We start from the raw sequence: 19,644 nt of genomic DNA on the forward strand, positions 1-19,644 counted from the left end.
CTGTACTCCTACTCCCTCTGCGGCCCGGGCCGTTCTTATCGGCACGCTAATTGTTTCCCCGGGACAAGTAAACGGACCACCCGAAAGGATCACCCTTGGACCCACATCCCGCCCCGCTGGCGCCCGCGCTCTACTTCGTGTCGACCCCGATCGGCAGCGCGCGCGACATCACCCTGCGGGCCCTCGACATCCTGAAATCCGCCGACGTGATCGCCGCCGAGGACACGCGCAACACCCGCCACCTGATGGAAATCCACGGCATCAGCCTGGGCGGCCGGCCGCTGGTCGCCTATCACGACCACAACGGCAAGGCACAGCGCCCACGGCTCATCGGCTATATTAAGGATGGAAAATCAGTGGCCTACGTGTCGGACGCCGGCACGCCGCTGGTCGCGGACCCGGGCTATGCGCTGGGCCGGGCGGTAATCGACGCGGGCCTGCCGGTGACGGCGGCGCCCGGACCCTCGGCGGTGCTGGCGGCGCTTTCGGTCTCGGGCCTGCCGACCGACCGGTTCCTCTTTGCGGGCTTCCCGCCCCCGGCGGCGGGAGCCCGCCTATCGTTCCTCAAGGAGCTCTCGAAGGTGCCCGCGACGCTGGTCTTCTACGAGTCTCCGAATCGATTGGGCAAGCTGCTGGCGGCGATGGTCGAGACCCTGGGCGGCGACCGCCCCGCCGCCATCTGCCGCGAGCTGACGAAGCGGTTCGAGGAGACCCGCCGCGGCACGCTCGACGAGCTTGTGGCGGCGTTGCCCGAGATGACCCTGAAGGGCGAGATCGTCGTGCTTTGCGGCCGTCCGGGCGAGACCCGCGCCGATGCCGAGGATGTGGAGGCCGCCCTGCGCCGGGCGATGGAGACCAGCCGCCTGAAGGATGCGGCCCGCGAGGTGGCCGAGGCGCTGAACCTGCCCCGCCGCGAGGTCTACCAGATCGGCCTGACCCTGAAATCGCCGGAGTGACGCGGGGGTCTTCACCAAATCGAAAGGGATGGGGGCCACGCTGGGGGAAAGGAGTGGCGCGATGACCATGCACCCCGATCAGTCCGATTTCCTGGCCGCGCTTGATGGGCCGATCGACCCCCGTAGGAATGCGCCCGCGCCGCTGCCGTCGCGCCGCCATCGGGGCCGGCGCAACCATCTTGCCGGCCTGGCCGCCGAGGATTGCGTCGCCCGCCGCTACCAGCAGGCCGGCGCACACCTGGCTGCGCGCCGCTGGCGCGGCAGCATCGGGGAGGTGGATCTTGTCTTTCGCGAGGGCCGGCGCGTCGTCTTTGTTGAGGTCAAGAAAAGCCGCAGCTTTGACCAGGCCGCCGCCCATCTGACCGACCGGCAGATCAGGCGCATATATGCCACGGGCTCCGAGTTCCTGGGCGGGGAGCCAGCGGGTCAGAACACCGAAACCCGGTTCGACGTGGCGCTGGTGGACGCCAAGGGCGACATCCGCGTCATCGAGAACGCGATCGGCTTCTGATCCAAGGCTGGCTCCCGGGTGGGGCGCGGCGCAGGTGCTGGCCGTGGTGACGCGGGCGGTCGCGTCGTTATCTGCGGCCCGAAACGGCCTATGGGCCGCCGTAGCCGCCGTCGGATTGGCCCCGCATGATTGCAAAGCGGGCCGGGCTGGGTCATGTATCCTCAAACCCCGGAGGAACGGCCAATGGCTCTCAAAGTCGCGATCCAGATGGATCCCATCGAGCATGTGAACATCGACGCGGACAGCACCTTCCGCATCGCCGAGGAGGCGCAGAAACGCGGGCATTCGCTGTTCTACTACACGCCCGACAAGCTGAGCTATCGCACCGGGCGCATCGTGGCGGGCGGCCACCGTTTGACCGTCAGGCGCGAGCAGGGCAATCACGCCGAGCTTGGCCCCTTCGAGGAGGTCGACCTGGCGGATTGGGACGTGGTCTGGCTGCGCCAGGACCCGCCCTTCGACATGGGCTACATCACCACCACCCACCTGCTGGACATGATCACACCCGGCACGCTGGTGGTGAATGACCCGTTCTGGGTCCGCAACTACCCCGAGAAGCTGCTGGTGCTGCGCTTCCCCGAGCTGACGCCGCCGACCACCATCGCCCGCGACCTCGCCACCCTGCGCGCCTTCAAGCAGGAGCATGGGGATATCATCCTCAAGCCGCTCTATGGCAACGGCGGCGCCGGCGTCTTCCGCTTGGGTCCCGACGACCGCAACCTCGCCTCGCTGCACGAGCTTTTCGCCGGCATCAACCGCGAGCCCCTGATCGCGCAGAAATTCCTGCCCGCCGTCTCCAGGGGCGACAAGCGGATCATCCTGGTCGACGGGGAGCCCGTGGGCGCCATCAATCGGGTTCCGGCGGCGGGCGAGACGCGCTCGAACATGCACGTGGGCGGCCGCCCCGAGAAGGTCGGCCTGACCGAGCGCGACCGCGAAATCTGCGCCGCGATCGGCCCGCTTCTGCGCGAGAAGGGACAGATCTTCGTGGGGATCGACGTGATCGGCGACTGGCTGACCGAGATCAACGTGACCTCGCCCACCGGCATCCAGGAACTGGAGCGGTTCGACGGCAGCAACATCGCGGCCCTGATCTGGGAAGCGATCGAGGCGCGCCGGGCCGGCTGACCGCGGCCCGCCGGCGGGCAGGCCCGCCCTGAGCAAACGCGGGTCAGGCCCCCCGGTTCAGCCGTTGCCGACCAACGCGCCCTCCCGGTCATTTCCGGGTTGGCGGAAGGCCAGCGCCTCGGCCAGGTGGGCCCGGTGCACCGGCCCGCCCCCGTCCAGGTCGGCAATGGTCCGCGCCACTTTCAGCACCCGGTGATAACCCCGCGCCGTCAGGCCGAACCGCTCGGCCGCCCGCATCAGAAGGGCGCGCCCCTCGGCATCCGGGTTCGCGACCTCCTCCAGAAGCCGGCCCTCGGCCTCGGCGTTGACGCGGACGCCGGGGTGATCGGCGTAGCGTTGCTCCTGAATCTCGCGCGCCCGAGCGACACGGGCCCTGACCTGCGCCGTGGTATCGCCACTGTCGGGCAGGCTGAGGTCCGACAGGCCGACCGGCGGTACCTCCAGCCGCAGGTCGAACCGGTCCAGCAACGGCCCCGAGATCCGGCCCATATAGTCATCACCGCAGCCGGGCGCGCGGGGGCAGGCGCGGGCCGCGTCGTGCATATGCCCGCAGCGGCAGGGATTGGCCGCCGCGATCAGCAGGAAGCGGCAGGGATAGCGGACATGGGCGTTGGCGCGGGCGATCACCACCTCGCCGCATTCGATGGGCTGGCGCAGGGTTTCCAGCACGGTCCGGGGAAATTCCGGCAGCTCGTCCATGAAGAGGACACCGTTATGGGCCAACGAGATCTCCCCCGGCCGGGCGCTGCGCCCGCCGCCCACGATCGCGGCGACCGAGGCGGTGTGGTGGGGTTCGCGAAACGGCCGGCGGCGCGAGATGCCGCCCGCCCCCAGCAACCCCGACAACGAATGGATCATCGAGGTTTCCAGGATCTCGTGCGGGGACATCGGCGGCATGATCCCGGGCATCCGCGCCGCCAGCATCGACTTGCCCGAACCCGGAGAGCCGATCATCAGCAGATGGTGCCGCCCGGCCGCCGCCACCTCCAGCGCACGCTTGGCGCGTTCCTGCCCCTTGATGTCGCGCAGATCCCTCGACCCTGCCTCCTCGGTCGTCACTTCGCCGGGGCTGGCGGCGGCAAGGACGGACTGGCCGGTGAAGTGGCGCAGGACCGCCGCCAGCGACGGCGCGCCCAGCACCGCGGCGTCGCGGACCCAGGCGGCCTCGGGGCCGCAGGCCTCGGGACAGATCAGGGTGGCGTCCCGGGCGGCGGCGGTGACGGCGGCGGGCAGGGCGCCGGCTACGGCGACCAGGGTGCCGTCCAACGACAGCTCGCCCAGCGAAACCGTGTTCTCCACCAGTTCGGCAGGGATCACCTCGAGCGCGGCCAGCACCGCAAGGGCGATGGGCAGGTCGAAATGCGAGCCCTCCTTCGGCAGGTCGGCAGGCGAGAGATTGACGCTGATGCGGCGGGAGGGCAGGGCGATCGCCATCGCCCCCAGCGCGGCGCGGACCCTTTCGCGGGCCTCGGAAACCGCCTTGTCGGGCCGGCCCACCACGGCAAAGGCGGGCATGCCCGCGGTCACCGCGCATTGCACCTCGACCGGGCGGGCCTCCAACCCCTCAAAGGCGACGGTATGGGTCCTTGCGACCATGCGGCCCGCGCCCCCTTTCACTGTGCCCCGGCGGGGAAAGCTTGCGGGCACCGTGGTTGAGGAAACCTTAACGCGCCCCGCCGCGCCATTCCCGTCCCGCCCGCTGTCCGGCGACCCTTTCCCTTGGCGGGGCGCGCGGTATAAGGGCGACATGAAGCTAGAGCTCTCCCGCCTGTCCCAGCTGCGTGACCTGGAGGTCGATACGATCATCGACGTCCGCTCCCCGTCCGAGTTCGCCGAGGACCACCTGCCCGGTGCGATCAACCTGCCGGTGCTGGACGACGAGGAGCGTGCCCGCGTCGGCACGATCTATGTCCGTCAAAGCCGCTTTACCGCCCGCAAGATCGGCGCCGCGCTGGTGTCGCGCAATGCCGCCCGGCACTTGGAAACGGCGCTGGCCGACCGGGGCGGGGAGTGGCAGCCGCTGGTCTATTGCTGGCGCGGCGGGCAGCGCTCGGGCTCGTTCGCGACGATTCTGGAACAGGTCGGCTGGCGGGTGCGCCTGCTGGACGGTGGTTATCGCTCCTATCGGCGGCTGGTGGCGGGCATGTTGCACGACGATCCGCTGCCCCACCGGGTGGTTCTGCTGGACGGCAACACCGGCACGGCCAAGACGGAAATCCTGCTGCGCCTGGCTGATCGCGGTCACCAGGTTCTGGACCTTGAAGGGTTGGCCAGCCATCGCGGGTCGATTTTCGGCGATGTGGCTGCGCCGCAGCCGGCCCAGAAGGCATTTGAAAGCCTGATCGCCGCTTGCCTGTCGTCGATGGATCCCGACCGCCCCGTCTTCGTCGAGGCGGAGTCGAGCCGGATCGGCACCCTGGGCGTGCCGCCGCAGCTGTGGAAACGCATGTGCGAGGCGCCGCGCCTGCGGTTGCGGGTGCCGGTGGAGGCACGGGCCGAGTACCTGACGCGGGCCTATGATGATCTGTCCGAGGATCCCGAGCGGCTGCTGGGGGCGATCGCGGGCCTGTCGGGGTTTCACCCGGTGGAGCGGATCGCCCGCTGGAGCGAGCTGGCCAAGCGCCAGAAATACCGCAGCTTGGCGCAGGAGCTGATGGTCGAACATTATGACCCGCGCTACGCCAAGTCGACCTCGCGCGCAGGCTCGGACGCGGCGGCGGATCTGAGCCTTCCCGACCTTTCGGACGCGACCCTTGAGGCAGAGGTCGATCGCATCGCCGAAGCCATGCTGAGGATCGACGGGATGCGTGGGCTCGCTGACGAGAGCCGGAAAGCCTAGACCACCCGCAGCGTGGCAGGCCCCTCGGCCAGCGTGCCGATCCGGGCCGCCGTGTGCCCGGCCGCCTGAAGCGCCTTCAGCACCCCGGGCGTCTGGTCGGCCGGAAGCGCCGCCAGCAGACCGCCCGCCGTCTGCGGGTCGAAAAGCAACGCGGCCTCGGCCCGTTCGGGCAGGCTGCCCTCGATGCTTGCGGCCACGGCGGCGCGGTTTTCATCCAGCAACGAGGCCCGGATGCCGGCGCGGGCCAGGTCGGCCGCCCCCGCCATCAGCGGCACGTCGGACAGCGTCACCTCGGCCCCCACGTCGGAGGCGCGCAGCAGGTTCAGAAGGTGACCCGCCAGGCCGAAGCCCGTGACATCGGTCATCGCCCGCGCGCCGCCCTTGCGCAGGATCGCGGCGGCATCGCCCTGGGGGCGGCACATCGTGTCGGTGGCGGCCTGCGCCCAGGCGCCGCGCACCCGGTTCTGCATCATTCCGGCCAGCAGGATGCCCGAGCCGACGGGCCGCGTCAGGATCAGGGCGTCGCCCGGGTGGGCGCCCGCGTGGGTGATCGGCGTGTCCTCGGCCAGGCCGGTGATGGTCAGGCCCAGGATCATCTCGGCGCCCTGGGCGGTGTGGCCGCCGACGATCTCGGCGCCCGCAGCCTCGACCACGCCCGAGATGCCAGCCATCAGGTCGGTCAGGGTGCGCCGTTGCAGGCGCGGCGACATGCGCGGCAAGGTCAGGCTGACCAGGGCCGACTGGGCGGTGGCACCCATCGACCAGATGTCGCCAAGCGCGTGGACGGCCGCGATCTCGCCCATCAGAAGCGGGTCGGACAGGAAACCGCGCAGGTGGTCGGTGGTCAGGACCTGGGTGACGCCGCCCAGCGACAGGATCGCGGCATCATCCCCGATCCGGCCCAGGACATCGCTTCGGGCAGGGGGTGCGGCCTTGCCGGTGCCGCGCCGGGCCTCCAGATCCGCCAGGACACCCTGAAGCGTTCCGGCCCCGATCTTTGCGCCGCAGCCGCCACAGAGCGGGGGCGCCCCCTCGATCATCTCGCGGGCGGCGGTGGCGATGCGGGCGGGGGGTGCCGCCGGGCGCATGACCGGCAGCTTGCGGAACTTGTCCATGAAGGCCTGGTCGATCCGGTCCTTCCAGCGCCACATCAGCGGCCCTTGGTAGTGCAGACCCCCGCGCACGGCCAGCGCCCGCCGGTCGCCCAGCGAGATCAGCTTGAGGTAATCGCCCTGCGGGTCATAGCGGCGTTTCTGCCCGCCGGCGACGCGGGCGCGCAGGTTGTGGAAAAGCACCGGCGCCTGGCGCACGGCGAAAACTCCGGCCTTGGGCCGGGGTGCATGGCCCAGTGCCGCACAATCGCCCGCCGCGAAGACCGAGGCGTGGCTGACGCTTTGCAGCCCGGGCCCGACCGAGATGAACCCGTCCGTCAGGTCCAGCCCCGTGTCGGCCAGCCAGCCGAAGGGCCGCGCCCCAGCCGCGCCAACGACCAACGCAGCCTCGACCCGGGCACCTGAGGTCAGGGTCGCGCCCTCTGCATCGATCTGCTGGACGGCGCTTTGTTCCTGAAGGGTGATACCGGCGCGTGCCATCTCGTCCAGCAGCACCTGACGCGGGCCGTCGCCCAGGCCCGAAAGGGCGCGGTCACGCTCGATCACGGTGACATGGTGGCGTGCGCCCGTGCGGCGGAGGGCATGGGCCATGGCCAGCGCCAGCTCGACCCCTGCGACGCCGCCGCCGATCACCGCCACGCGGCCGGGCAGGTCGCCCTTGGCGACGGCGTCGCGGAAGGCCTCCCACCGGCGCGCGAAGGCGCCCAGTGGCTTGGCCGCGACCGCGTGCTCGGCAAAGCCCGGAACCTCGTCCATGGACGAGGTGATGCCGATGTCGATCGACAGCAGGTCCCAGCCCAGCGGCGGCCTGTCCGGCAGCGTGATGGTGCGGGCGTCGAGGTCGATGCCGGTGGCGGCGGCGGTCACCAGGCGGGCGCCTGCGAAACCGGCCAGCGCCACCAGGTCGATATCAAGGTCCTGGCGGGTGTAATGGCCCGCGACATGACCCGGAAGCATGCCCGTGTAGGGGGCCGCGACCTGGGGATCGATCAGCGTCAGGCGCACGCCCGGCAGCGGGTCCATCCCCCATTTCCGAAGGACAAGCGCGTGGGCATGGCCCCCGCCTAGCAGAACGATGTCACTGGCGAGCGGGATCTCTGACTGCACGGTCTCGGGCCTCGTGGATGCGACGGGCCCTCGGGCCGACCCATTCCTTAGCAGAAGGGCGGGGGCGCGCACAATCGCGGCGCGCCCGCTGCCAGACGCGGCGGGGCCGATCCTTCAGCCCCGCCGCCGACGGGCCCTCAGCCCGCGACCAGCCCGCGCCCCTTCAGCAACGCCTCGACCCCCGGCATCCGTCCCCGGAAGGCGGTATAAAGGCGGTCGGGCTCCTCGGCGCCGCCCTTGGACAGGATCGTCTCTTCCAGGCGGCGGGCCATGGCGGGATCGAAGGCATCGCCCGCTTCCTCAAAGGCCTGGAAGGCGTCGGCGTCCATCACCTCGGACCACATGTAGCTGTAATAGCCCGAGGCGTAGCCATCGCCCGAGAAGACATGGGCGAACTGCGGCGTGGCGTGGCGCATGCGGATCGCGTGGGGCATGCCCAGCCGTTCCAGAACCTCGGCCTGGCGGGCCATGGGATCGGCCGGCGGCGCGCCCCGGTGGAAGCTGAGGTCGACCAGGGCGGACCCGAGGTATTCGACGGTCGCAAAGCCCATGTCGTAGGTCTGCGCGGCCAGCAGCCGGTCGCGCAGGGCGGGCGGCATCGGCGCGCCGGTCTCGGCGTGGCGGGCGTGTTTTTCCAGCACCTCGGGCACCTCGAGCCAATGCTCGTAAAGCTGGCTGGGAAGCTCCACGAAGTCCCGCGCGACCGAGGTGCCTGAGATCGATTCGAACCGCACGTCCGACAGCATCTGGTGCAGCGCGTGGCCGAATTCGTGAAAGAGCGTGCGGGCGTCGTCATAGCTCAGCAGCGCCACGCCCCCGTCGGCGGGCTTGGCGAAGTTGCACACGTTGTGGACCAGCGGCCGCACCTCGCCCGCAAGCTTGCTCTGACTGCGCCAGGCCGAGCACCATGCGCCCGAGCGCTTGCCGCCCCGCGCGAAATAGTCCCCGATGAAGACCGCCATGTGACGCCCGTCGCGGCGCACTTCCCAGGCGCGCACGTCCGGGTGATAGAGCGGCACGTCGATCGGCGCGAATTCCAGCCCGAAAAGCCGCCCGGCCACGTCGAAAGCCCCTTCGATCATCCGGTCCAGCTGGAAATAGGGTTTCAGCGTCTCCTCGTCGAGGTCGTGCTCCTCTGCGCGGCGCTTCTCGGAATAGTAGCGCCAGTCCCAGGCTTCCAGCCGGCCGTTGCCGCCATCGGCGTGCAGGCGCTGTTCCAGCTTCTCGGCATCGGCCATGGCCTGGGCCCGGGCGGGTGTCCAGACCCGCATCAGCAGATCCTCGACCGCTTCGGGGGTGCGGGCCATCTCGGTTTCAAGCTTGTAGGCCGCGAAATCCTCGTGGCCGAGCAGGCGCGCGCGCTCGTGACGCAGGGCCAGCATCTCGGCGGCGATGGCGCGATTGTCGGTCGTGCCGCCGTTGGCGCCGCGCGCGGCCCAGGCCTCGTAAGCGCGGCGGCGCAGCTCACGGCGGGGGGAGAATTGCAGAAACGGCACGATGAGGGAGCGGGACAGGGTGATGACGGGGCCCGCCGCCCCCTTCTCGTTGCCCGCCGCCCGGGCGGCATCGCGCAGAAAGCCGGGCAGCCCCTCCATCTCGTCATCCGAGAGTTCCATGAACCAGTCACGCTCATCGGCCAGCAGGTTCTGGGTGAACTCGGTGCCCAGAACGGCCAGCCGGGCCTGGATCTCGCGCAGGCGCTCACGCTCGGTCCCTTCCAGGCGGGCACCGGCCCGCACGAAGCCGCGGTGCTTCAGTTCCAGCACACGGGCTTCCTCGTCGCTCAGCCCCAGGCTGTCGCGCTCCTGCCAGAGGCGGTCGAGCCGGGCGAAAAGCTCGGGGTTCAGGGCCATTTCGGACGAGAAGGCGGAAAGCTTCGGTGCGAATTCACGTTGAAGTTCCTGGCGCCGCGGGGTGCTGTCGGTCCCCGCCAGCGGGAAGAAGGTCGACAGGACCTTGTCGAGGTCCCCGCCCATCCGCTCCAGCGCCGCGACCGTGTTGTCGAAATCGGGCGCGGCAGGGTTGCCGGCGATGGCGGCCAGCTCGGCCCGGGCGCGATCCAGCGCGATGTCGAGGGCGGGCGCGAAATCCTCGTCCGAGATCTGCTGGAAGGGCGGCAGGCCGAAAGGGGTGGTCCATTCGGCGAGAAGCGGGTTGGTCATGGGGCCTCCGGTGGGGGTGGGTTCGGTGCGGGCCGGACGGGCGGCGCCGCCCGGCCTTCAAGCTATGTGCTGCGCGGCGGACTTGCCAGCCCTGCCCGACCCCCGGGGGATCAGCCCGCGCCCGCGCCCTTCGCCGGTTCACCACCCGGTGCCATCTGGCCGCCGCAGACCGGACAGCCCGGCCGGGGGCGAACGGCGATGCGTCGGCTTTCGGCGTAAAGCGCGTCATAGATCAGAAGCTGTCCGGCCAGGGTCTCGCCGGCGCGGGCGATGTGCTTGACCGCCTCGACCGCCATCATCGAGCCGACGACACCGGGCAGGGGCGCGATCACGCCGGCCTCGGCACAGGAGGGGGCGAGCCCGGCGGCCGGGGCCTGGGGGAAGACGCATTGATAGCAGGGCCCGCCCGCGGCAGGGTGGTAGAGCGAGATCTGCCCTTCCCACTGGGTGATCGCGGCGGCGATCAGCGGCGTGCCGGTCGCCACGCAGGCGCTGTTGACCAGATAGCGGGTGTCGAAATTGTCGGTCCCGTCCAGCACCAGGTCGAACCCGCCGATCAGCGCCTCGGCGGTGGCGGCATCCAGGCGCCGGTTGTAGGGCAGGACCCGGACGAAGGGGTTCAGTGCCTCGATCGCCCGCTGGGCCGAGAAGACCTTGGGCATGCCGATCGTGTCGTAACGGTGGATGATCTGGCGTTGCAGGTTCGAGTTTTCGACCGCGTCGTCGTCAATGACCCCGATCGTGCCGACGCCCGCCGCCGCCAGGTACATTAGCGCAGGCGAGCCCAGCCCGCCGGCCCCCACGACCAGCACCTTGGCGCCCTTCAGCCGTTTCTGACCGGCGCCGCCGATCTCGCGCATGATGATGTGGCGTGCATAGCGTTCCAGTTCGGCCGGGGCGAAGCTGGCCGGGCCCTGGGTCTGGCCTTGGCCTTGGGTCTGGGCGTCATCGCCTGTCGCGGGGTCGGGCAGGTCCGGCGCCTCGGCCCGTGCCCGGGCACGGGCCCGCAGCGGCGGCAGGATCAGCCGGTAGATCAGCACGACCCCCGTGATCAGAAGCGCCACCGACCAGTTGCGCAATGAGCCGCCGGTCGCCTCGCGTAGGGGATCGCCCTCGGGCAGCAGGATCTGGATCAGCGCGACCACCGCGAACAGCAGGGCCAGCACCATCAGCCGTTGGCCCCGGCGCACCCCCATCAATGCGCCCAGCACCCATAGCGCCGCCGCGACCGCCAGAACCAGAAGCATCAGGCCACCCCGGTCGAGCCGAAGCCACCCGCGCCGCGGGCGCTGTCCTCAAGGCTGTCCTGCTGGACGAACCGGGCCTGGACGACCGGGGCGACAATCATCTGGGCGATGCGGTCGCCGTGGGCCACCACGAAGGGCGTGTCGCCATGGTTGACCAGGATCACGCCCACCGGGCCGCGATAGTCGCTGTCGATCGTGCCGGGCCCGTTCAGAACGCCGACCCCGTGTTTCAATGCCAGGCCTGAGCGGGCGCGGACCTGCACCTCGAACCCTGCGGGGATCTGCATCCGCAGCCCCGTCGGCACCAGCAGCCATCGCCCCGAATAGATGGTCAGCCCCGCTGCGCGGTCCGCCTCGGGCAGGTTGGCGCGGAGGTCTGCACCGGCAGCGCCCGGCGTCTCATAGGCCGGCAGGGCGATGGCGGGATCGGCATCCCCGGTCCGAGCAAGGACCAGGTGCGGCGCGGCCGTGCCTTGGGTGGTTTCGGGTTGGCTCATTGGGCAGCCTCCTCGGCGGTGCCGTGGCCGAGGGCCTCGGCCATGCGGCGGGCAAGGCGCGCGGCGACCTCGGGTTTCGACATCCGCTCCCATGTCTCAGCGCCGTCGGCGCGGATCAGGGTGACGGCGTTCTCGGCCCCGCCCATGATGCCGGTTCCGGGCGAGACATCGTTGGCCACGATCCAGTCGCAGCCTTTGCGCGCGCGCTTGGCGGTGGCATTGGCGATGACGTCGTCGGTCTCGGCGGCGAAGCCCACGACCAGCGCCGGGCGGTCGGGGCCGGGGCGCGAAAGCTCGGCCAGGATATCGCGGTTCTCGGCAAACGACAGGGCGGGGGGCGCGCCGTTTCGATCCTTCTTGATCTTGCCCTGCGCAGGGCTTTCGATCCGCCAGTCGGCGACGGCGGCTGCCAGCACGGCGGCATCGGCGGGCAGGGCCCCCTCGACCGCCTGGCGCATCTGCTCGGCCGTCTCGATCGCGCGCAGATCGACCCCGGCGGGCGGCGGAACGGTGGCGGGGCCGGTCACGAAGGTCACGCGCGCACCCAGCGCCACCAACGCTTGGGCGATGGCCGTGCCCTGCGCCCCGGACGAGCGGTTGGCGATGTAGCGCACCGGGTCGATCGGCTCGTGGGTGGGGCCGGAGGTGACGATCACGTGGCGACCCGCAAGGGGGCGATCCCCGGTATCCCCGCTCAGGGCCGCGCGGATGGCATCGACGATGGCGGGCGGCTCGGACATGCGCCCGGGGCCCGTTTCACCGCAGGCCATGTTGCCCACGTCGGGGCCGACGCAGAGGATGCCGTCGCCGGTCAGGGTGTTGAGGTTGCGGCGGGTGGCGGGGTGTTCCCACATGCGCACGTTCATGGCCGGCGCGATCAGCACCCGCTTGTCGGTCGCCATCAGCAGGGTCGACGCCAGGTCGTCGGCATGGCCGCCCGCCATCTTGGCCATCAGGTCCGCGGTGCAGGGCGCGACCACCACCAGGTCCGCGGCACGCGACAGCTCGATATGGCCCATCTCGGCCTCGTCGGTCAGGTCGAAAAGGTCGGTCCAGACCCGCTGCGCGGCCAGGGACGAGACCGACAGCGGCGTCACGAACTCGGTCGCGGCGCGGGTCAGGACGGGGATGACGGTCGCCCCCTCGTCGCGCAAGCGGCGGATCAGGTCGAGGGATTTGAAGGCGGCGATGCCGCCGCCGATCACCAGAAGGATGCGTTTGCCGCCGAGCATGCCCATGTCGTCCCCGTTCCGCCCCGTTCAGCCAAATTCGGCGCCCCCTGCCGCGCGGCCCTGGAAAGCCGGGGTCAGAAGGCCGCCCCACCGTTCTATGCAGGGACGCGGCGGGTGACAAGCGGAGGGGCCGCGAGGACGCTCAGCGCCGGGTGAAGGCCAGGCAGGGATCTTCGCGGGGGGCCGGGGGGCTGGCGGCGATCAATTGGAACGGGGTCTCGGCGGGCACCTCGCCCTCGGACTGGCCGATGGCGACGACACGAAGATCGGGGGCGGCCACCGCCAGAAGGGCCGGCACGCCCCAGTCGGGACGGGCGTGGCCATTGCCGGTGATGACGACGACGGGGCCGCCCGTTTCCTCGTATGCCTGAAGCGCCGCACGGGCGATGGCCGCGTCGCGCAGGCGCTGGGCCTCGACCATTCCCGGCAGCATCTCGGGCGGCAGGGCGTCGCAATGATCGGCCATCTGCCCGGCCTCGCGCAGGTCCTGTTCCTCCGACGGCAGGGGTTGGTCGAGGGCGAAGCGGGCGGCGTCGCTGCCCATCACGGTCGCCGCGCCCTGTGAAATGGCGCGCCGCACCTCGGCCACGGGCAGGCCGCCGCCACGTACCGAGGCCATGGGGGAGGCGGCGAAAATGGGCGCGTAGAGGTCAAAATCGGGCCAGCCGCGATCCTCCCACTCCAGCGTCGTTGCCAAGGCGCCCGGATCGGCGGTGAGCTCCGGGGTGACGCGGGCCGCCAGTTCCGGCGTCAGCATCTCGTAGACCACGGCCGCCGGGGAAACGGCGGCGACCGCGCGGGCCTGGTTCAGATGGTGGTCGGGATTGTCATGCACCTCGCCCAGGATCAGCACGTCGGCGGCGGGCGGGTTGGCAAAGGGATCTGCGGGGGCGTCGCCGGCGGCCCGGGCGGTCGTGGCGCCTGTTGCCAGCAGAAGCAACGCGGCCACCGCCACCCCCCGCAACTGCGGAAGCGGTCGGGGGGCGGGAGGCGGCGCGGATCTCATGCCAGCAGGTGGTGGACTTCTTTCGATTGTCCTTCAAGCGTCTTGCGCAGTTTGCCGAAGGCGGCGGCTTCCAACTGGCGGACGCGCTCCTTGGAAAGGCCCAGCTCGTTGCCCAGGCTTTCAAGGGTGCGGGGATCGTCGCGCAGCTTGCGTTCGCAGACGATGAACCGCTCCCGCTCGTTCAGTTCCGAGAGCGCCCGGATCAGCCATTCGCGCAGGGTGTTCATGTCCTTGCTGTAGGGCACGGTCTCGTCGGCCTGCAGGGAGTTGTCCTCGATCGTCTCGATCCACTCGCGGCCTTCGTCGTCCGAGGATTGGGTGGCGTTCAACGAGTAGTCCGAGCCCGACAGTCGCCCTTCCATCATCTCGACATCGTGCAGGGGCACGCCCACCTCGGTCGCGATCATCTGGCGGATCTGGTAGCGGTCCAGCCGCTCGCCCCTTGCGGCGGCCTCGCGCTCCAGCTGGGCCTGAACCCGGCGCATGTTGAAGAACAGCGATTTTTGCGACGAGGTCGATCCGGTCCGGACCATCGACCAGTTGCGCATCACATAGTCCTGGATCGATGCCTTGATCCACCACACGGCATAGGTCGAGAAGCGCACGCCGCGGTCGGGATCGAACTTGTCGGCGGCCTTCATCAGGCCCAGGCTGGCCTCCTGGATGAGGTCGTTCATGGGGGCGCCGTAGCGTTTGAATTTCGATGCCATCGAGATGGCCAGACGCATGTATGCGGTGATGAGACGATGCAGTGCGGCCTCGTCCCGTTGATCGCGCCAGGCATAGGCCAGGGCCAGCTCGGTTTCCGCGTCCAGCAGTTCGGCCCGCATCGCCTGACGGGAAAAAGCCTGATCTGATCTTGCGTCTAGTGCCATAATGATCCCCTTGTCGTCTGAGGCTGGCGGGTGCGGCCCGCCCGGTTCTTGATTAGCTACGGATGGAAATTGGCGATGGATCGAAACGCGGCCGCCGGGGCCTCATCCTCGGGTCCTGCAAACTCCGGTTCGGGTGGGCCCGGGCAGCGTCCCGGTCATGTGCTGGTGCTGGGCGGTGCGGCGTCGGGCAAATCCCGGACCGCAGAGACATTGGTGACACGGCTTGCGGAAAAGCGCGGTCTGACCCGGGTCTACCTTGCGACCGCGCGGATCCATGATGACGAGATGCGCGCGAAAGTGCGGCGCCATGAGCTTCAGCGCGGGCCGGGCTGGACAACCCGCGAAGTGCCGCTAGATGTACCTCAAGCCCTGTCCAGCCTGTCTGCGCAGAACGTTGTTTTGCTGGACTGTGCGACATTGTGGCTTACCAATCTGTTACTCGAGGGGCACGATCTCGAGGCTGAGCAAACCCGCCTGATCTCGGCACTTCACGGCGCCGAGGCGCCCGTCTTCATAGTTTCCAACGAGGTAGGGGCGGGAATCGTTCCCGAAAACGCGCTGGCGCGGCAATTCCGCGAGGCACAGGGCCAGCTGAACCAGCGTCTTGCCGGCGCGGTCGAGAACGTGGTCGCCGTGATGGCGGGTCTGCCGCTAGTGCTGAAGGGGACCGATCCCGCGGGTTGGACATGAGCGGTGCCGGGACGGCCGGGGTGCGCCTTTGGTGGGTGCGTCATGGCCCCACCAATTGCCGCACGATGCTGGGTTGGACGGACCTTCCGGCCGATCTGGGCGACCGGGCGGCGCTGGACCGGCTGAACGCGCGCCTGCCGGCCGGCGCGCCTGTGATCTCCTCGGACCTGGGGCGGGCGGTGATGACCGCCGACGCGCTTTCCGCGGGCCGCCTGCGCCTGCCCCATGACCCCGACCTTCGCGAGATCAACTTCGGCCTCTGGGAGCAGCGCAGCGCCGAGGAAGCCGAGCGCGACGGCCCGGGCGACATCCGCGCCTTCTGGGAACGGCCGGGTGCGGTTGCGGCCCCCGAAGGCGAAAGCTGGGACCAGCTTTGCGCCCGGGTGAACCGTGGCGCCGACCGCCTCCTGGGATTAGCCCGAAGCGGCGAGATCGCGCGCGACGTGATCGTCGTGGCCCACCTGGGCGCGATCCTGACCCAGGTGCAACGGGCCCGCCGCCTGACGGCCTATGGGGCGCTGGGCCAGAAGATCGACAACCTGTCCCTGACCCGCCTGCGCCACGAAGGTGCGTGGCAGGCCGAATGCGTCAACCTCGTGCCTTAGGGTGCTGTCGCGCGTTCAGTCGCCGTACCCCGTCATCTCCAGATATCCCTTGCCCCTGTGGCTGCCCTCAAAGCTGATCGGCCCTTCCCAGTAGGGCGGCGAGACATCCATCCAGCTTTCGGGGTTGAGCGGGCGGGTGGTGATATCGAGGCCGCGTTCCGCGATGCGCAGCCGCCAGGCCACGGGCACCCGCCGCCCGTCAATCCTGGCGTATTCCAGCGGATCCATCACGATCGCGCCGGGGGGGAGGGGCGTGGCCTGACCGTCGCGCGTGATCCAGGTGCCCGAGGTAAAGCCCGGCCCTTCCGCCTCGCGCAGGCGGAAGGCCATCACCTTCGTGCCGTCCTCCAGCCCCAGCGAGAACCAGTCCCACCCCTCCTGCCCCGCAGAGAGGGGTTGGGAGGACCATTCCCGGTCCAGCCAGGCCGTTCCTTCGACCGCCAACCCGGCGGCGCCCGCGCCCGGCGGCAGGAACAGCTGGCCCGAAACCCTGTAGAAGGGCTGGGAATAGTAACGGCTGGCTTGCCCCTCGGCCGACTTCACCGAGTAGCCGCCTTGCCCGTGCGCGACCAGCGGCCCCTCGGCCCGCAGCGCAAGATCGAAGGCGAAGCCGGGCGCGGCGGCGCGCAGTTCCAGCCGGTCCAGCGCGTCAGGGTCGGCGGGGCGGGGATCCTCTGTGACCTCCGCGTCCGCGACCATTTCCCAATCGTCGATCCAGGCCGCGAAGGGGGTGGCGCGGGCACCGGCATGGCCCAGCCCGCCCCGAGCCAGGCGCTGGGCGCTGAAATGGCGCTCGGGCGTGGTCAGGCCGGCGTGGCCCAGCCAGACCTGGGGCGAGGACCAGTTGACCCCCCCTATATCGCTGTCGCCAGGGCGCAGGGCGCTGCGGAACAGGGTCCATTGCACCCCGTATTCGCGCCCGTCGGCCCCCCGCAGGTTGGCCGTCAGGTACCACCACTCGATCCGGAAGCCGGGGTGGGGGCCGTGGTCGCGGGGAAAGTCCAGCGCGCGGCCGGGGTCGGGAAGGGCATATCCCTGCGCATCCCGGCCCAGCCCGGCAAAGCCCTGAGCAAGGGCCGGGCCGGAGAAGATGCAGGCCAGCAGCAGGGCGATCAGCCTGCGGGCAAAGGGATATGGCGGGATCCTAGCGCTCATGGGCAAAGACCTGAAGGAAGGTGGTGGGCGGGGTTCGGGCCAGCCTGCGCACCGGGATCGCCGCGGCCAGCAGGGCCGCCACCACGGCCAGCGCCAGCAGGATCGCCCAGTCGGCCGGGAAAAGCTGCATCGGCAATCGCCAGCCGAAGGCCGCGACGTTCACCACCGCCAGCAGCACCCAGGCCAATAGCAGGCCCAGCGGCAGCGCCAGCAGGAAGGTCGCCACCGCCAGCAGGACCGAGCGCCCAAGCTCCAGCATCGCCAGCTTGCGCCGGGTCAGGCCCATGGCCCAGACCGGCGCAAGCTGTGGCAGGCGCATCTGCGACAGGGTGAGAAGCGAGGTGAAGATCGCGAAGGCGGCAACCGAGAGGGTCAGCGCGTTGAGGGCGGCGGTCACGGTGAATGTCTGCTCGAATATGCGCAGGGACCGGGCTTTCAGCGCCGCCTGGTCGATCAGGGCTGCGGGCGGCAACGCGAACCGCTGGCGCAGCCGGGCGGTCAGGCCGGCAACCGCGTCCGCCGGGGCCCGCACCACCAGACGCCGCCCCTCGGCCCCGGGATAGCGCGCGCGCAGGGGCGGTGGAGAGATCAGGACCTGCCCCTCGAGATTGCCGAAGTCGGAATAGACCCCGACCACCGCCAGCGGCGCGCCCCCGATGTTCAGCGCGTCGCCAGGCCCGATACCGTCCTGCCGCCAAAGCTGTTCGTTGACCATGGCACCGGTTCCGTCGGCCACCCTGTCCCAGGCGTCGGGCAGGGCGGTGAGGACCGGCCAGTTGCGGCGATAGGTGGCATGATCGGTGATCCCGTAGATCGTTGCCGCGCGCGGCCCCGCCGGTGTCGCGACCCTGCCTTCGGCGCGCCAGAGGGGCAGGACGGCGTCAGCCCGGCCCGCAAGCCAGCCAGCGATGGCGCGGGCTTCGGCATCGCTGCGGGCGGTGACGTAAAGTTCGGCCGCCAGCCGCTGGTCGAGGTAGGCGGTGAAGGTCTGGCGGAAGCTAGAGACCATTGTGCCGACGCCGATGTTGGCCGCCAGGGCAAGCAGCAGCGCCATCAGGGCCAGCGACAGGCCGGGAAGCTGCTGGCGCGTGTCGGCCCAGAACCATTCGCGCAACGGGCCGGGAGCCAGCCATCGTGTCAGCCGGTGCCCCAGCGACAGGCCCGCCCCCAGCAGGGTCGGCAACAGCAGCGCGGCCCCAAGCAGCAGCATCGCCAGAAGGGAAAAGCCCGCCAAAAGGCGGCCCGGCTGATCGCCGGCAAGGGGGGCCAGAACCCCGGCACCCCAACGGGCCGTCGCTGCCGCCCCCGCCAGCAGGCCAAGCCCGGCCAGCGCCTGGACCCGGTGGCCGCCCCGGCTGGCCATCGCCCAGGCCCGGGGCCGCGCGGGGGCCAGCACCGGCAGGCGGACCACCTGCGCCAAAGCGCCCGCCGCCGCGATCAGTGTGCCCAGCAGTGCAACCGCCAGCCCTCCAAGCCACCAGACGGGCCGAAACGACAGGCCGCCCGCGATCCGGGCGCCGTAAAGCCCTTCGAGCGTGGCCGAGACATCGGGCAGCAGCGTCGCGGCCACTCCGTAGCCCATCGCCACGCCCAGCAGGCCGGCCACCAGCGCCAGCGCCAGCAACTCGACCAACAGCGCCGCGATCAGCGTGGCAAGGGGCACGCCAAGGGCGCGCAGGGTGCGGAAGACGCCGCGCCGCTGCTCCATCGCAAGGCCGATGGCACCGTGGACGATGAAAAGCCCGACGGCGAATGCCAGCAGGCCGAAGGCGGTCAAGTTGAGGTGGAAACTGTCCGCCAGCCGCCCGACACCGCCCGTCTGCGCGCCGTCGAGGGCGCTGCCCGCAGCGACGCGTCTCAGCCCGGGGGCGAGGGTTTCCAGAGGCGGCGCCCACACCGCCGGGGGCTCCAGCACGATCAGCCGGTCGATGGCACCCGGCCGGCCCAGCAAGCGTTGCGCGACGGAGATGTCGGTCAGCAGCAGACCGGGGGGAAGCATATCCGAGGGCGCCAGCGGCGGCAGGGCGGCGCGGGCGGTCGGGGCAAGGGTGGCCAGCGTCTCGGGCGCGGCGAAGGCCCGTTCGTAGGTCGGCGCGGCCTCCTCCCCCGGGATTACGCCCTGGGCCTCGCCCGCTGTGGCGTCAGGGGGCGGCAGCGACAGGTAATCCACCCCCAGCACCGAAAGCCGCCCAATGTCGGGCGGCAACTCCCCCTCGATCACCGGGGCCACGCGCCAGCCGGCCCGGCGCAGGCGCACGAAATCGGTCAGATCCACGCCGCCGCCGGTTACGGTCGGGACAAGGCTGTCGCGCTGGTCCTGGCCCAGCACCGCTGCCGCCCGGGCATAGCTGGCCCGCGCCTCGGCATTGATCGCCTGCACCCCGGACCACAGGGCCGTGGCAAGCGCCAGGCCCAGCACCAGCGTCAGAAGTTGAAGCGGCTGGCGGAGCCAGTAGGACAGGAGCGCCGCCATCACGGGGCGGAAAAGGGCGTCCGTTGGCGAAGGCGGGGCAGGGGGTGAT

The 19,644-nt window shown here is 70.5% G+C and carries 16 protein-coding genes; 6 read left to right on the forward strand and 10 right to left on the reverse strand.

Annotation, left to right across the window (positions count from 1 at the left end):
• Positions 1-95 precede the first annotated feature (95 nt).
• From rsmI to gshB, 3 genes are all read left to right on the forward strand, one after another.
• Positions 96-956, forward strand: coding sequence for a 16S rRNA (cytidine(1402)-2'-O)-methyltransferase (gene rsmI / locus CLV77_RS14460; protein WP_076980261.1), 861 nt, complete (start codon positions 96-98; stop codon positions 954-956).
• Between the two features lie 67 nt (positions 957-1,023).
• Positions 1,024-1,467 (forward strand): YraN family protein, encoded by a 444-nt coding sequence (locus tag CLV77_RS14465; RefSeq protein WP_083707926.1) that lies wholly within the window; start codon positions 1,024-1,026, stop codon positions 1,465-1,467.
• Between the two features lie 183 nt (positions 1,468-1,650).
• Complete coding sequence (gshB, locus tag CLV77_RS14470; protein ID WP_076980262.1) at positions 1,651-2,595, forward strand: glutathione synthase; 945 nt, start codon at positions 1,651-1,653, stop codon at positions 2,593-2,595.
• A 57-nt stretch (positions 2,596-2,652) separates the two neighbouring features.
• Here the strand turns inward: gshB and CLV77_RS14475 are convergent, their stop codons facing one another.
• Positions 2,653-4,191 (reverse strand): YifB family Mg chelatase-like AAA ATPase, encoded by a 1,539-nt coding sequence (locus CLV77_RS14475; protein WP_076980263.1) that lies wholly within the window; start codon positions 4,189-4,191, stop codon positions 2,653-2,655.
• Positions 4,192-4,342: 151 nt separating this feature from the next.
• On the opposite strand from CLV77_RS14475, the gene mnmH reads away from it, so the two are divergent.
• Positions 4,343-5,434 carry a tRNA 2-selenouridine(34) synthase MnmH gene (gene mnmH, locus CLV77_RS14480; RefSeq protein WP_076980264.1) on the forward strand — a complete coding sequence of 364 codons (1,092 nt, stop codon included), beginning with the start codon at positions 4,343-4,345 and terminating at the stop codon, positions 5,432-5,434.
• Here the strand turns inward: mnmH and selD are convergent.
• The 7 genes from selD to CLV77_RS14515 all read right to left on the reverse strand — a co-directional run bounded on the left by selD (position 5,431) and on the right by CLV77_RS14515 (position 14,672).
• The gene (gene selD / locus CLV77_RS14485) at positions 5,431-7,653 is read right to left on the reverse strand and encodes a selenide, water dikinase SelD (protein WP_076980265.1); all 2,223 of its coding nucleotides are present in this window, start codon (positions 7,651-7,653) and stop codon (positions 5,431-5,433) included. The two genes, mnmH and selD, sit on opposite strands and share 4 nt — an antisense overlap.
• 137 nt (positions 7,654-7,790) lie before the next feature.
• Positions 7,791-9,815, reverse strand: a complete 2,025-nt coding sequence (locus CLV77_RS14490) for a M3 family metallopeptidase (protein WP_076980266.1) — start codon at positions 9,813-9,815, stop codon at positions 7,791-7,793.
• 110 nt (positions 9,816-9,925) lie between these two features.
• Positions 9,926-11,062 (reverse strand): HesA/MoeB/ThiF family protein, encoded by a 1,137-nt coding sequence (locus CLV77_RS14495; RefSeq protein WP_076980267.1) that lies wholly within the window; start codon positions 11,060-11,062, stop codon positions 9,926-9,928.
• Positions 11,062-11,559 carry a dUTP diphosphatase gene (gene dut, locus CLV77_RS14500; RefSeq protein ID WP_083707802.1) on the reverse strand — a complete coding sequence of 166 codons (498 nt, stop codon included), beginning with the start codon at positions 11,557-11,559 and terminating at the stop codon, positions 11,062-11,064. The genes CLV77_RS14495 and dut overlap by 1 nt, the downstream gene beginning before the upstream one ends.
• On the reverse strand, positions 11,556-12,791 hold the full coding sequence (gene coaBC / locus CLV77_RS14505) for a bifunctional phosphopantothenoylcysteine decarboxylase/phosphopantothenate--cysteine ligase CoaBC (protein WP_076981136.1): 1,236 nt from the start codon (positions 12,789-12,791) through the stop codon (positions 11,556-11,558). Before coaBC ends, dut begins: the two co-directional genes overlap by 4 nt.
• Positions 12,792-12,933: 142 nt before the next feature.
• Complete coding sequence (locus tag CLV77_RS14510; protein WP_233128137.1) at positions 12,934-13,740, reverse strand: ChaN family lipoprotein; 807 nt, start codon at positions 13,738-13,740, stop codon at positions 12,934-12,936.
• A 53-nt stretch (positions 13,741-13,793) separates the two neighbouring features.
• Positions 13,794-14,672 (reverse strand): RNA polymerase factor sigma-32, encoded by an 879-nt coding sequence (locus tag CLV77_RS14515; protein WP_076980268.1) that lies wholly within the window; start codon positions 14,670-14,672, stop codon positions 13,794-13,796.
• A gap of 75 nt (positions 14,673-14,747) precedes the next feature.
• Between CLV77_RS14515 and cobU the strand changes: the two genes are divergently transcribed.
• Positions 14,748-15,362, forward strand: a complete 615-nt coding sequence (cobU, locus tag CLV77_RS14520) for a bifunctional adenosylcobinamide kinase/adenosylcobinamide-phosphate guanylyltransferase (RefSeq protein ID WP_083707804.1) — start codon at positions 14,748-14,750, stop codon at positions 15,360-15,362.
• Positions 15,359-15,967 (forward strand): histidine phosphatase family protein, encoded by a 609-nt coding sequence (locus tag CLV77_RS14525; protein WP_076980270.1) that lies wholly within the window; start codon positions 15,359-15,361, stop codon positions 15,965-15,967. The genes cobU and CLV77_RS14525 overlap by 4 nt, the downstream gene beginning before the upstream one ends.
• A gap of 15 nt (positions 15,968-15,982) precedes the next feature.
• Here CLV77_RS14525 and CLV77_RS14530 read toward each other — a convergent pair whose 3' ends face one another.
• On the reverse strand, positions 15,983-17,122 hold the full coding sequence (locus CLV77_RS14530) for a lipocalin-like domain-containing protein (RefSeq protein ID WP_076980271.1): 1,140 nt from the start codon (positions 17,120-17,122) through the stop codon (positions 15,983-15,985).
• Positions 17,112-19,595, reverse strand: coding sequence for an ABC transporter permease (locus CLV77_RS14535; RefSeq protein ID WP_076980272.1), 2,484 nt, complete (start codon positions 19,593-19,595; stop codon positions 17,112-17,114). Before CLV77_RS14535 ends, CLV77_RS14530 begins: the two co-directional genes overlap by 11 nt.
• Positions 19,596-19,644: the final 49 nt, after the last annotated feature.

The sequence above is a fragment of the Brevirhabdus pacifica genome (assembly GCF_002797755.1).
GTDB lineage: Bacteria > Pseudomonadota > Alphaproteobacteria > Rhodobacterales > Rhodobacteraceae > Brevirhabdus > Brevirhabdus pacifica.

Excerpts from the sequence above, each read along its gene's own strand:
- CLV77_RS14525 (WP_076980270.1), top strand. The coding sequence starts at position 15,359 with ATGAGCGGTGCCGGGACGGCCGGGGTGCGCCTTTGGTGGGTGCGTCAT.
- coaBC (WP_076981136.1), bottom strand. The coding sequence starts at position 12,791 with ATGCTCGGCGGCAAACGCATCCTTCTGGTGATCGGCGGCGGCATCGCC.
- CLV77_RS14475 (WP_076980263.1), bottom strand. The coding sequence starts at position 4,191 with ATGGTCGCAAGGACCCATACCGTCGCCTTTGAGGGGTTGGAGGCCCGC.
- mnmH (WP_076980264.1), top strand. The coding sequence starts at position 4,343 with ATGAAGCTAGAGCTCTCCCGCCTGTCCCAGCTGCGTGACCTGGAGGTC.
- CLV77_RS14495 (WP_076980267.1), bottom strand. The coding sequence starts at position 11,062 with ATGCTTCTGGTTCTGGCGGTCGCGGCGGCGCTATGGGTGCTGGGCGCA.
- CLV77_RS14535 (WP_076980272.1), bottom strand. The coding sequence starts at position 19,595 with ATGGCGGCGCTCCTGTCCTACTGGCTCCGCCAGCCGCTTCAACTTCTG.
- dut (WP_083707802.1), bottom strand. The coding sequence starts at position 11,559 with ATGAGCCAACCCGAAACCACCCAAGGCACGGCCGCGCCGCACCTGGTC.
- cobU (WP_083707804.1), top strand. The coding sequence starts at position 14,748 with ATGGATCGAAACGCGGCCGCCGGGGCCTCATCCTCGGGTCCTGCAAAC.
- CLV77_RS14530 (WP_076980271.1), bottom strand. The coding sequence starts at position 17,122 with ATGAGCGCTAGGATCCCGCCATATCCCTTTGCCCGCAGGCTGATCGCC.
- CLV77_RS14515 (WP_076980268.1), bottom strand. The coding sequence starts at position 14,672 with ATGGCACTAGACGCAAGATCAGATCAGGCTTTTTCCCGTCAGGCGATG.
- CLV77_RS14465 (WP_083707926.1), top strand. The coding sequence starts at position 1,024 with ATGCACCCCGATCAGTCCGATTTCCTGGCCGCGCTTGATGGGCCGATC.
- gshB (WP_076980262.1), top strand. The coding sequence starts at position 1,651 with ATGGCTCTCAAAGTCGCGATCCAGATGGATCCCATCGAGCATGTGAAC.
- CLV77_RS14490 (WP_076980266.1), bottom strand. The coding sequence starts at position 9,815 with ATGACCAACCCGCTTCTCGCCGAATGGACCACCCCTTTCGGCCTGCCG.